The 12,889-nt window shown below is 67.3% G+C and carries 7 protein-coding genes; 1 reads left to right on the forward strand and 6 read right to left on the reverse strand.

Translation table 11 applies throughout. The features are described 5' to 3' along the window. Positions 1–4: 4 nt before the first annotated feature. The 3 genes from WBP06_RS23385 to WBP06_RS23395 all read right to left on the reverse strand — a co-directional run bounded on the left by WBP06_RS23385 (position 5) and on the right by WBP06_RS23395 (position 7,038). Positions 5–4,741 carry a MupA/Atu3671 family FMN-dependent luciferase-like monooxygenase gene (locus tag WBP06_RS23385; RefSeq protein ID WP_395334428.1) on the reverse strand — a complete coding sequence of 1,579 codons (4,737 nt, stop codon included), beginning with the start codon at positions 4,739–4,741 and terminating at the stop codon, positions 5–7. A 150-nt stretch (positions 4,742–4,891) separates the two neighbouring features. Beyond that, positions 4,892–5,836 (reverse strand): glycosyltransferase family 2 protein, encoded by a 945-nt coding sequence (locus WBP06_RS23390; RefSeq protein ID WP_395334430.1) that lies wholly within the window; start codon positions 5,834–5,836, stop codon positions 4,892–4,894. Continuing rightward, positions 5,833–7,038: a glycosyltransferase family 2 protein gene (locus tag WBP06_RS23395; protein ID WP_395334432.1), complete on the reverse strand. Its 1,206-nt coding sequence runs from the start codon at positions 7,036–7,038 to the stop codon at positions 5,833–5,835. The genes WBP06_RS23390 and WBP06_RS23395 overlap by 4 nt, the downstream gene beginning before the upstream one ends. A gap of 256 nt (positions 7,039–7,294) precedes the next feature. Here WBP06_RS23395 and WBP06_RS23400 point away from each other — a divergent pair, with 256 nt between their 5' ends. Continuing rightward, positions 7,295–8,680, forward strand: coding sequence for an oligosaccharide flippase family protein (locus WBP06_RS23400; protein WP_395334434.1), 1,386 nt, complete (start codon positions 7,295–7,297; stop codon positions 8,678–8,680). Between the two features lie 25 nt (positions 8,681–8,705). Here WBP06_RS23400 and WBP06_RS23405 read toward each other — a convergent pair whose 3' ends face one another. The 3 genes from WBP06_RS23405 to WBP06_RS23415 are packed head-to-tail and all read right to left on the reverse strand — an operon-like array spanning position 8,706 to position 12,861. Continuing rightward, the gene (locus tag WBP06_RS23405; protein WP_395334437.1) at positions 8,706–10,382 is read right to left on the reverse strand and encodes an O-antigen ligase family protein; all 1,677 of its coding nucleotides are present in this window, start codon (positions 10,380–10,382) and stop codon (positions 8,706–8,708) included. Beyond that, positions 10,379–11,887 carry a hypothetical protein gene (locus tag WBP06_RS23410; RefSeq protein WP_395334438.1) on the reverse strand — a complete coding sequence of 503 codons (1,509 nt, stop codon included), beginning with the start codon at positions 11,885–11,887 and terminating at the stop codon, positions 10,379–10,381. The genes WBP06_RS23405 and WBP06_RS23410 overlap by 4 nt, the downstream gene beginning before the upstream one ends. Before the next feature lie 59 nt (positions 11,888–11,946). Further along, positions 11,947–12,861 carry a WecB/TagA/CpsF family glycosyltransferase gene (locus WBP06_RS23415; RefSeq protein WP_395334440.1) on the reverse strand — a complete coding sequence of 305 codons (915 nt, stop codon included), beginning with the start codon at positions 12,859–12,861 and terminating at the stop codon, positions 11,947–11,949. Positions 12,862–12,889: the final 28 nt, after the last annotated feature.

Genomic DNA, 12,889 nt, shown 5'->3' on the forward strand with positions numbered 1-12,889 from the left:
GATATCAGAACCCCGATCCGATTGACGTGCCCACGCGCGGCCCCACCCGCACGGCACCGCGCCGCAGCAGTGCGGAGCGGCGGGCCAGCGCGCGTTCGTTCACCTCACGCGGGGCGTCCGGATCGCCCTCCTGCCCGGCCGGGCCGGCGGAAAGGTGGGCGCCCAGCGCGGCGATGGTGGGAAAACGGAACACGTCGGTCAGCGCCAGCGGACGCGGCGCGATGGCGGCAAGGCGGCGGTGCGCCTGGATCGCCAGCAGTGAATGGCCGCCGATGTCGAAGAAGTTATCCCCCCGGCCCACGTGCGGCACTTTCAGCAGATCGCACCAGATCGCGGTGATCTGGGCCTCTATCTCGTTCAGCGGCGCGGTTTCGGCCGCTTCGGCAGCCGGCCGTCCGGCAGCGACCGTTACCATGGCGGGATCGGGCAACGCATGGCGATCGATCTTGCCGTTCGGTGTACGCGGCAGGGTATCGAGCACCACCAACGTGCCGGGAACCATGAATTCGGGCAATCCGGCGCGCAGATGCTCGCGAAGCCTCTCCACCGGCGCGGGTGCCCCGCGCGGCGACAGATAGCCGATCAACCGCGTCGCCGCGCCTTCGCGGCGGGCCACGACGACCGCCTCCGCCACGGCTGGATGCGCGGTCAGCGCTGCCTCGATCTCGCCCAGTTCGATGCGATAGCCGCGGATCTTCACCTGATGGTCAAGCCGGCCCAGGAATTCCAGCGTGCCGTCCGCGCGCTGGCGGGCAAGGTCGCCGGTGCGGTAGGCCCGCTCACCCGCCGCGAAGGGGTGCGACACGAAGCGCTCTGCGGTCAATTCGGGCCGCGCATGGTATCCGCGCACGACACCGGCCCCGCCGATCACCAGTTCGCCCGGGGTTCCCGGCCGCACCGGCTGTTGCCGGCGGTCAAGGATGTAGACCTGCTGGTTGGCCAGCGGCCGGCCTAGCGGCGGCGCTGCCTCCCCGGCTTCCAGGACATGCACGGCGGACCAGACGGTCGTCTCGGTCGGGCCGTACATGTTCATCACCCGGCCTTGGACCAGCGCGGCCATGTCCTGCGCCAGTTGCGGCGGGAAAGCCTCTCCCCCCACCATCAGCCGGTGCAGCGCGGCCAGCGCAGGGCGTGCGGAGGGATCGCCGGCCAGCACCTGCAGAAGCGAAGGCGTGCACTGAAGATGGGTGACGCCGTGGCGCGCCATCAGTTCGTGCAGCGGCGTGTCCGCCAAATCCTGCCCGCCCTGCCTACCCTGCACGCGGGCGCGCAGCCGATCGAGCACGGGCAGGTGTTCGATCACCGTATCGACCGCCACGCCGAAATCGATCAGGCAGCCCACCTCGTCCACGCCGATGGCCGAAAGCCGGGCGATCAGGTCCAGATTGTCCTCGGGCGTGCCGAACAGGCCGCTGGTTTCGAAATAGCGCGCGAAGGCATGTTCCAACAGCGCGTCGGTCTCTTCCGCGCTCAGCGTGTCCAGGCTGATCGCTTCCACTTCGCCATCGGGGCGCTTGAACGCAGGGAACGACCAGGCATACTGGTTCAGCAGGTTGGTGGCCGTGCGCAGGTATTCCAGCAGCGGTTCGCGCACGATCCGGCGCACCGTCGCCTCGTCCTCGCCCAGGAAGGTGTGCAGCATCAGCGTGGCATGGCCTTCGCCGGGATGCCCCGCCTCGCGCCAGGCGGTGCGATAGGCGGCCAGCTTTTCGGCCACTTCCTCGATCGACTGGCCCAGCAGGTGGGTCAGGACATTGGCGCCCACGCGGCCGGCTTCGATGAACGTCGCAACATTCCCGGCCGATGTGATCCAGACCGGCAGTTCGGGCTGCACCGGCCGGGGATAGGTGCGGATTTCCACATCGTGGCCCAGCGGCCCCGGATAGGATCGCGCCTCCCCGCGCCAGAGGCCGCGCACGTCGTCCATGCAGCGGCGCAGCGTGCCAGCCTTGTCGGCAAAGGCGGCGGGGTTGAACACGAAGTCGTCCGGCTGCCAGCCCGATGCGAAGGCGACGCCCACGCGGCCGGCGGAAAGGTTGTCCACCAGCGCCCATTCCTCGGCAATGCGCAGCGGGTGGTGCAGCGTGCCGACCACGCTGCCCGCGCGGATCTGCACGCGCGTGGTGCTGGCGGCAATGGCCGCTGCCGCGACGGAGGGGTTGGGATAGGGCCCGCCGAATGCGTGAAAGTGGCGCTCTGGCGTCCACACCGCCTCGAACCCGTGGGTATCGGCAAAGCGCGCGCCTTCCAGCAGCAGGCGGTATTGCTCCGCCGCGCTGCCCGCGCTGGAACTGGCGAAGTAGAACAGGCTGAAACCCACGTCGCGCTGCGCTGCCACAGGCCGCACATCGCCGCGCACCTCGCGCTCGTTGGCGATGACCACGTGATAACCGTGCATCAGCGGCCAGAGCAGTTCCAGCACCGAGATATCGAAGCTGAGGCTCGTGACTGCCAGCCACGTCCCCTCATGCTCCAGCTTCGCATCCATGCCGGCGAAAAAGTTCAGCAGGTTGCGATGCTCAACCATCACGCCCTTGGGCAGCCCGGTCGAGCCGGAGGTGTAGATCATGTAGGCCAGGTGATCGCCGTTCGCGCGCCGCTCCACCGGGGTATCGGGGAGCGCGGCAAGCTCTGCGCGCAAGTCTTCGAACCGCAGCACTTCGGCATCGCCGGGGGCAAGCTCGCCCGCCAGCGCCGCTTCGGTAAGGATCAGCCGCATCCCCGAATCCGCAACCATGTGGGCAAGCCGGTCGCGCGGATAGGACGGATCGAGCGGAACGTAGCCGCCGCCCGCCTTGTGCACGCCGATCAGGCAGGCCAGCATCTCCACCGAGCGCGAAAGGTGCAGGCCCACCAGCGCCTCCGGCCCCACGCCGCGCGCGATCAGGGCATGGGCGATGCGATTGGAAAGCGCATCCAGCGCAGCATAGGAAAGCGAGGTGCCACACGCCGTCACCGCCGTACGGTCCGGCGTGCGGGCGACTTGCGCGGCAAAGCCCTGGTACCATGCGGCGATGGCGGGCAAGGCTGCCTGCGTCGCGTTCCACTGCACGATCACGCGATCGCGTTCCGCCTCGGTCAGCAACGGCAACTCGCCCACCGGCCGTTCGGGTGAGGCGCCGGCAGCAGTCTGCATCGCATCGAAAGCGGCGCGCAGATCGTCCACTGCGTCCGGCAGGAAGCGGGTGGCGTCGAAAGTCCAGCGCCAACGCCCCTGCGCCGCGCAGATCGCGATGGTCAACACGCCTCCCCTGGCCCCTGCATCGAAGTTCCTGGCGTCAGGCAGGCTGTCGACCAGATCGACGCGGATCGGATGGGTAAAACCCGCCCCGCCACGCAGTTCGGGGCTGCGCGCGACAAGGTCACGCGACACCGCGACATGGCGGTGCAGATCCGCGATCTCCCGCTCCACCGCCTCGCGCAGCGTGGCCAGCGGCGCGTCGAAATCGACGCGGACCTTGAACGGAACTTCGCCGGCGAACCATGCGGCGGTGTCCTCCAGCCGGGACCGGGCCACCTCATCGCCATAGCCGATTTCCACGCTGTCCCGGTCGGCACAGCGGGCAAGGCAGGCAATCATCGCCGTAAGCGTCGCCATGGCGCCGCATCCCGAAGGCAGCGGCATATCCATCGTGGTCCAGACCGGACCGGTCTCCGGCGAAGACGGGCGGAATGCGGGCAGTTGCAGGCTCTCGCGCTGGGCAAGGCGGCGGCGCCACCATGCCTCGAACCGACCGGCGGCGCTGTCCAGCATCTCCAGATTGGCGCGCCGCTCTGCATCCAGCGTGGCGAACATCCCGGCGGCAGGCATCTCCAGCGGCTCTCCATCCAGATCGGTCAGAGCGTCGACCCGGATATCGCCATGGCCCGTCGCCACCACAGGTGCCTCACCGGAGCGAAGGATGGTGCCCGGCACGGCGCCCGAATGGCTGTCCAGCACGGTCACGCCCTTCACCAGCAGCAGCCGGTCGCCCAGCAGCGCCTTGGGCGCACCCATCGGGTTGGCGTAGGTGCCATAGTCCAGCGCGCCTACCAGCCGGGCGATTTCGGCGGCGGGACGGGTCCAGTCGATCGTCGCGGCGGCAACCGGCCGGTCCGCCCGGCCGAACATCCGCAAAGGGGACTGGGCTTGCGGCAAGGCGGTTGCCACGGCGCCGTCCAGATCGGCAACGATCGTGGCGAAGCTGCGCAGGCCCGCCTCGAAACAGCGGGTGTTGAGCGAAAGCGCGGTCTCCCCCTCGGCAATCGCGAAGGCTTCCGCCGCCAGCACCGCGCCGCGATCGACCTCGCGCGTCATCAGGTGCCATGTCACGCCGTGGGTCGGCGCATTGTTCAACAGCGCCCAGACCGGGGTGTTCAATCCTGCCCGGTCCGGCAGCGGGCCGTCATGGAAATTGACCGCGCCGCGCGAAGCCAGTTCCAGCACCGCGCTGGAAAGCACCGAAAGGTTGGAAATGCTGAACAACCAGTCGACCGGGCCGATCCCGGCGGCGAGCAGATCGCCTTGCCTGGAATAGAGCGGAACGCCGCAACGCCGCGCCCAGCCAGCCGCAGGAGAGGCCGGCTCCGCAAGCACCGCAACGATGCGATGCCCATCCGCGCGCAGCAGTTCCCCGCATTCGGCAAGAAGAGTTTCATTGCCGACAAGTATCGTGCTGGCTTTGAAGGGGCGTTTTCCGTCAGTTCCGCCAATGGAAATTTCGAAAAGAGGATCGATAGTCACGTTAGCCGTCCCACCCATGGGCTTCCTCCTTGCCGAACAGCCTATCGCCTCCTTCACGGCCCGGCCATTTCATCAACTCGGTCCGGAATTTCATGGTGGGGGTACGCGTAGGTCGAATTTGCGGCGGAAATGGCGGGCAGCGGCGCGGTCCGAAACCGCCCGATCCGATCACTTGTACTCGATCAGCCGCGTGGCTGCGGGCCGGTCCGCCCTTTCACGGCGGCTGCGGCGCCAGTAGTCGGACTGGCCCTGACAATGCGGCAGCTTTCCCAGCGTGATGAAGCTGGCGGCGAGCGGGCCGCTGCGCAGGCACACGCGGGTCCACAATACCGGCCACATCAGCCACATCGGCGGTAGCGACCATACCAGATTGCTGACAACCCCGCGCCGCAAGCCCGGTTCATGTTCGCCGCGCAGCGCCAGCCCTTCGGCCATGGCATAGCCACTGCGGCGGTTGCGCTGCCACCATTGCGAGAATCGCATTATCGCGGCGTCGTGGATCGTCATTTCGGCATCCAGCCGGCGGACCGTCCACCCGCTGCGGCGCAGGCGGGAACACAGGTCCGGCTCCTCTCCCGCAATCAGGTCCTCACGATAACCGCCGACCGACCGCAACGGCGCCACGCGGAAAAGCACATCGCCCCCGCAATTGTGTGTGATGCCGACCGGGGTGTTCCATTCGTTGTCGCAAAGTCGGTTGTAGGGGCTGGCATGGGGGTCGCGTTCCCGCCGGCGTCCACAGACCCCGGCCAGTTCGCCTTGCGCCTGCTCATCCGCGCGCAGCACGCCCAGTGCGTAATCGAGCCAGCCGGGCACCAGTTCGCAATCGCCGTCGATGAAATGCACGAACTTCAGCTCGGGATAGTGGCGCACCAGCCAGCCGAACCCCGCATTGCGCGCGCGGGCGGCGGTGAAGGGAATGCCGGGATCAAGCTCCACCACCGGCAGGCCGCGTTCGACCGCCAGCTTCACGCTGCCGTCGATCGATCCGGAATCGACATAGACCGCGCGCGCGGCCTGGCGCTGCACGCTGGCAATGGCCAGTGCCAGTCGCTCCCCCTCGTTACGGCCGATAATGACGAAGCCCACCTCGTCACTGTTCCCACCGATCATGGCCCCCGCTCCGTTCTAATCCAGTTGCGTTCACGCCGGGTCACGAACTGGACCAGCAGCGGCAGTTTCCACAGCACGTATCCCGGTATTCGCCCCAGGCTTGCTGCCGGCAGCACGGCGCGGCCGTGGCGCCACCAGGCGGCGGTCAGCGTCGCCGCCAGCGCCAGCCCCGCACCCAGCAGCAACAGCGTCGGCCCGGCAAGGTCCAACGTCGTCAGGCCCAGCGTTGCCAGACCCAGAGTTGCCAGACAAAGCGCCGTCGCCCCGGCCAGCAGCACGATCAGCAGGACGGTAGGCGGAACCAGCAGATCGAGCGCAACGAAGGCCAGACGCGGACGCCCGGCGCATGCCGCCGCGATCAGGCGCGGCACGAAGCGCGTGGCGCTCTGGATCATCCCGTGTTCCCAGCGGCGACGCTGCCCGGCGGTCCCCCGCGCGGAACTGGCCGCGCTGGTAAATCCCGCCGCGCCTTCGAACACCACGCGCTGCCCGGCAAGCAGCAGGTCGACGCCCATGTCCAGATCCTCCACCAGCGATGCGGCGGACCAGCGCATCCCGGCAAAGACCGGCCGCGGAAAGGCCATGCCCGATCCCTGCAGCAGCGCCGCACCGGCCAGCCCGTCCAGCCCCAGTTGGCGAACAAGGTTCTTGATCAGGAAGGCGAAGCAGGAGACGCGCACCACAGGCTCCGCATCGGCGGGCGATGTCATCAGGTAAGCGCCCTGCACCACTGCGTCGCGTCGGGTCGAAGCGGCCGAAAGGGCGCGAATGGCTCCGGCCAGCGGCAGGCAATCGGCATCGATCACGATGACGGTGGCAAAGGGATGACCGGCGCGCTGCCCTTCGATGAAGGCACGGCCGAATTCCAGCGCATGGCCCTTGCCCCGGTGCACGGGGTCCACCCGCTCGATGACCGTCGCCCCCAGAGAGCGGGCGATGGCGGCGGTATCGTCGGTACAATTGTCCGCCACCACCACCAGTTCGTCCTGCCCGCGCAATTGGGCCAGCACTGCCGCGACGGCGGCAGCGATGCCGCGCGCCTCGTCATGCGCGGGCATGAGGACGATGCAGGGGAGGCGGTCCGCTTCGCGAATTCCGCCGGGCCGCACGGACCGGCAGGCACCCACCGCGCATTCCAGCGCAAGCACAAGCGCGGGCACTGCCACGGAACCGGCCAGTATCCAGGCGAGCGCGAGGATCATGGCGTCAGGGGGCTCCAGTCCATTCCCGGAATGGCCATCGTCGCACTGTCTCCCGGATTGCACCGGCACGCACCGGATGCTTCAGCATAGATCGCAAGCGGTGCGGCGGGGCAGACCTGAAACTCCCTTGGAAGTTCTCATGATCGACACCCGCCATGGCGCGCCATAGATTTTCGGGACGAGATTCCGACGGAGAGTTGCGCGTGCCTTTCGAAACAGGCTCACCAGTCGAAACGTGCCCCCGGGTCGCGGCCTGATGCCATTCTCCAATGCGGCGCAGGCCGCGGAAACCGGCTCGCCGCCACGACCGACGCTGACAGATCGCATCAAGGCACTGGCCCTGCGCGATACCAACGTGGTGGTCGTCGCGGTCATCCTGAACAACCTGCTGCGCGCCGTCAGCGGAATGATCCTGACGCGCCTGCTGGTGCCCGAGGTATTCGGCATTTCGGGGATCATCGGATCGATCCAGTTCACCGTCACGCTGGCGACCGACCTGGGCTTTCAGCCTTTCGTGGTGCGCCATCAGAACGGCGACGATCCGCGCTTCCTCGATACCGTGTGGACGGCGGCGCTGGTACGCTCGATCCTGCTCGGCCTGACACTGGTCGCGCTGGCGCAGCCGCTGGCCATGTTGCTGGAAAAGCCGGAGCTGACGCCGGTGATCGCAGCCTCCAGCCTGACCTTCCTGTTCGATGGGCTGGCCTCCACCACGCTGCTGACCGCGCTGCGCAGACGCATGGTGCTGAAGCTGTCGATCATCGATATTGCCGCGCAAGTGGTGCAGATCGCAGTCAGCGCGGTGCTGGCCTACTTCTGGCGCAGCTACTGGGCGATCCTGGTGGGAATGCTGTCCAACGGCGCGTTCAGGATGGCCATGAGCTACGTGGCATTCGACGATTCCGTTCGCAGGCTCCGCCTCGATCGCGAAACTCTGCGCGAACTGTGGTCCTTCGCCCGCTATGTGACCGGGTCCAGCATCATCTTCCTGATCATCTCGCAATGCGACAAGCTGGTGCTGGCCAAGATGATGCCGCTGGACGATTTCGGCTTCTACGTGCTGGCCGGCAATCTCGCCTCCGCGCCGCTGGGCTTTGCCGCGGCCTACAACACCCGCGTGCTCTACCCCGCCTACGCGCAGATGTGGCGGGAAGGCGAGGCTGACCTGAAAGCCCGGTTCTACGCCCGCCGAAGGGTGCCCGCCCTACTCTACGTTTTCGCCAGCGGCGGCATCATCGGCGCGGCCCCCACGATCGTGCGGTTCCTGTACACCGCGCGCTATGCCGAGGCTGCGGTATATCTGCAGATCCTGGGCATTTCCTCGCTGCTGGCGCTGTCTTCCTATGCCGCGCACGAGACGCTGACCGCCGTAGGCAACGCGCGCGCGTTTCTGGAGGCGAACACAGCCAAACTTGCCTGGCTGGTCCTGGCCGGCGGCATCGGTTTCCTGTCCTACGGCGCGTTCGGGCTGATCGTGGCGGTGGGGTTGATGGAACTGCCTTCGCTACTGCTCCGCTGGCAACGGCTGAGCACCTTCGATCTGCTGGATCTTCGGCAAGAACTGCTGATCCTGGCGGCCGCCCCGGCGGGCATCGCGGCAGGGCTGCTGGTCAACGCGATCGCGGCCCGGATCCTGGGTTGATCCGATCCTTTAGTTTCGCACACATTCAGAGAGAGATCGACGCGGCCTGATCGCGTGACCTTGCCCGCGGCGCGGTTTCCGCCAGGGGCACGGCAGCCGCCGGCGCCACCTGCGCGAGCGAGGGCAGCAGCGGTTCGGCCTCCCGCGCCGTTCGGCTGCGGATTTCGATGCCGCGCAGCGCGCAGGCGAAACCGAACATTGCAAACGTCACACTGGCCGGACGCGCGCCGAACGAGGTGAAGGCGAACATCACGATCAACATCGCCAGCCCGGCGAACAGGAATGCACCGGCATCGCGGCCTTGGGCCAGTGCCCAGTCCCGGCACCGCGTCCAGGACTGGATCATCGGCGCCATGAAGCTGCCGCAGAACAGCGCCAGCCCGCCAATGCCCGATACCAGCGCCACCCAGATGAAGCTGTTGACGTAGTCGACGATCCCCTCACCCTGCCGCATGTCCGCCATGACGACATCCAGCTGGGGCATCGAATAGCCGGTGAAGGGGCGCAACCTGATCTGCTCCATGCCGCGCTGGAACAGCTGCTTGCGATATTCCGCCGTGTCCGCCGATCCGGGTGAAAATCCGACTGCGTTCGCAAAGGTCGGCGACAGGCTGGCCAGGGCCAGAACCACGGCGGCCAGAAGCCCCATCACCATGCAGCGCCGGGCCAACGCCGCATAGTCGCGGCGATAGAGGTCGACCAGCAGCCAGCCCACCAGCACGCCCATCCACGCGCCGCGCGATTGCGGCACCGACATGCCCAGGAACATCACCGCCGCCAGCGCGTAATGACGCAGCCGAGACCGGAAATCGGCGCGCAGCAACCACATCCCCGCCAGGCTGAGCGCCAGCACCAGCGCGGCCGAGGTCGATTCCATGAACGGCCCCGCTGCCCGCACGATGCCGCCGCGCACCTTCAGGTAGAACATGTTCGGCAATCCGTAGTGCTGGTAAAGTTCGTTGTAGAGGCTCCACGCGCGCACCGCCTCGAACAGCATCAGCGCGGCCAGCGCCACACCCCCGCAGGCGAACCAGCGGATGGTGGTGCGAAGCTCCGTCGCGTTCGCGATGCCACGACTGAGCACGTAGTAGGGAAGCCCCAGGTTCAGCACCACGCTGCACGCCACGCGCAACAGGTTGGTGCTGCTGGTATCGCGGCCGAACACCACGGTGAACAGCACCAGCAGCGCGATCACCCATCGATCGGCGATGAAGCGTCCCGGATGGCGCACCGGATTGCGGGCAATGGCAAAGGCACTGCCCAGCACCAGCCCGTCCTGCACATTGAATGCCACCAGCTTCAACGACCCGATCGCGATCGGCACGTCCAGCGCCGGCAGAAGCAACATGCAGCACAAGTAGACCCCGGCAATCCGGTCCCGCCGCCCGGCCATCGCCGGCACCCAGAAACACATGACCAGAAACAGCAGCAGGACATGCGGCAGCACCCAGGCGACGATCGGCGTCAGGAAGGTACCCAGCAAAGCGCGCGCGGCCATATCCTGCCGGAATTCCCGGCGTAGCGAGAACAGGAACAGTGCGACGCCGGACGTGCCGACCAAAGCGGCATAAACGGCCATGTGGCTCGACGCCCAGACCACCGCGCCGAGCCCCAGCACCCCCAGCGCACCCACGCACGCCAGCAATGCCTGGGGGTTCAGTTCACCCCCCTTCGATCCGGGGATCGATCCTGCGTTCGTCATTGATAGGCTCGCTGGAAACGCCGCACGGCCGCCAGCTTTGGCGCTTCGGCCATCGGCTGCCCGGCATATTCGCGCAGGCCCCAGGAACCGTATCCCGCGATGGGCGCGGTGGAGGCATAAAGCATCAGCGTATCCCCGAAACGTTGCTGCCATCCGTCGATGTAACGGGCATAGACCGCGCCCATGCGCGGATCGCGCTGGACCGCGCGCGCCAGTTCCAGATCGCCGGTGACCAGATGTTGCCCGCCTTCGTAAGTGACGAAGCGCTTGCCGAATTCGGCGGCGACGGCCCGGTTGGCATCGGCCATTTCGAAAGCATGGTCGATCGCCCCCGGCAGGCCGGCAAAGATCCGATCGACATCCGGACCGGTCGCGGCAAAGCCGGCCAGATCGAACCCGATGTAAGGCGCAGCCGCCACCGCATCCACCCACTGCGCCGCATCGCGATGGCGCAGTTCGATGCGCACCATCTCCGGAACGCCGTTCTGCGCGGAGCAGACACGCACCAGTGCGCCCGGCCGGTCCGCATAGACGGCAGTCCAGATCTGCATCGTTTCCACCATGCGTTCGGAATAGCGTTCCGCCTGCGCGGCGAAGGGATGGCCGTCGCCAAGCCCCAGCGCCATGCCCTCTCGCTCTGCCTGCTGCGCGGCGCCGAACATGCCGTTCCACACCTCGTTGCCGAATTCGACGTAGACGGTGCGCCGGCGATCCAGCCGCCCGTGCACCAGCCGCGCGAAATTGCGCAGATATTCGGCATCGGCATTATAGGGCATGACGAACCAGGGATCGGCGCCCACGGCATTGGCAAGGTCTACCATATCCTCGATGGAGGCGCCCGCCGGCCCCGCCTGCGATGCGGAGGACGGCACCGTCCGCGTCGCCCATTCCACCTGCAGATTGTCGTTCACCTGCTGCCAGTCCAGAAAACGGATCACCTTGAAGCCGGACAGGAAGGACAGGAATTCCGGATCGAACCGGGCTTCCGGCGAAACGCCTTCCCGCCGGCAGTCGATATTGCGGATCGGATCCTGGGGATCGGTGCGGAGCAGTTCGATCCAGGCCATCTCGTCCGGTTTGCCGGTGGGATCGAGCGCCAGGGTCATGCCGTTCGCCTCCCGCGCGACGATCCTGGCCACACCGTCGGCCGTCAGTTCGCCCTTGCCCGCATAAGTGCAGTGCACCGTCGTCGGGCGGAACGGGGCGGAGGGCAACATCAGCATGTGCGGAGCCTTCTCTCCCGGGCGGAGGAACCGCACCCAGCCGGATGCGTCCAACTGTTCGGCCGGCAGGCCGGTCCAGCTTTCCCCGCGGGAGGACATCCATTCGCCCTGCGCCATCAGGTTGGCGAAAACCGGCTGGCGATTGAAGGTCTGCAACCCGTAGAGATTGACGCCCAATACCGTGGGCCGTCGCGCCGGATCGGCTGCCGCCCGATGTGTTCCTGCCGGATCCGAAGACGCCCGATCCAGTGTGAGGGCACGGCCCGCTGCGCCAAGGTGCATGGACAGTGCGGCCCCGGCAACGGCAATGGAAAGTGCCGAAAGGTACAGGAACGGGCGCTTCAGGACGGGCCGCCTCCAGCCATTATCTGCATGGCAGACGGCGGGAGCAACGGAGGCTGCGCGGGCGACGCATTGCGGCACCAGGTGCGGTGAATCCGGAAGATCTGCGGGCCTTCCACCAGATAGCGACGCCACAGGCGATGGGGATCGGAACAGAGCCGATAGAGCCATTCCAGCGCCATGTTCTGGATCACCACCGGCGCGCGGTGCTGCTCCCCGGTCAGGAATTCAAGGCTGGCACCCACGCAGAAGCCGATGCCGCAGGCGCCGCGCGCCTTGGCCACGCGACGGGCGACGATCTCCTGCTGGGGCGATCCCACCGCCAGAAAGCTGTAGCGCGCCTTGGCTTCCACCAGGAAACGCACCGCCCGTGCCAGCTCGCGCGGATCGCGCACGAAACCCATCGGCGGGTTGTAGTGGCGCACATCGGTCAGGCCGTAGCGCCGCGTGATTTCCTCCACCTTGGCGCTGCTGCCGCCCAGGATCGCCACCGGTCCCTGCGCCGCGATGCCGCGTTCGAACAGCGCAGCGGTCAGATCGCTGCCGGGCACGACCGGAAGGTCACGCCCCACGGTACGCGCCAGCCGCGCCAGGATACGGCTGTCGCACAGCGTCATCCAGGCCCCGCGATAGGCAGGCCACAGGTCGGAACGGCGATACTGCAGGCGCACCACATGATCGACATTGGGCGTCACCACATAGGTAAAGCGCGCGGAGGGGGCCCTGCGCACGATCGCATCCAGCGCGGTTTCCATGTCGATCGGCGTGAAGGCCAGTTCCAGGAATTCGACCGGGTCGGGCGAAGCCACCACCGGCGTCTGCCAATGTTCCAGCGCCTGGCCGATGCTCGCCGCCGGGATGGCGGCAACGGCCGGAATGGCGGGTCCATCGAAATCCTGCTGCATCCTGTACATGGTCGTGCTCGACCTCCCACGCGCACTA

It is taken from the genome of Novosphingobium mississippiense (assembly GCF_044029535.1).
Classification (GTDB): domain Bacteria; phylum Pseudomonadota; class Alphaproteobacteria; order Sphingomonadales; family Sphingomonadaceae; genus Novosphingobium.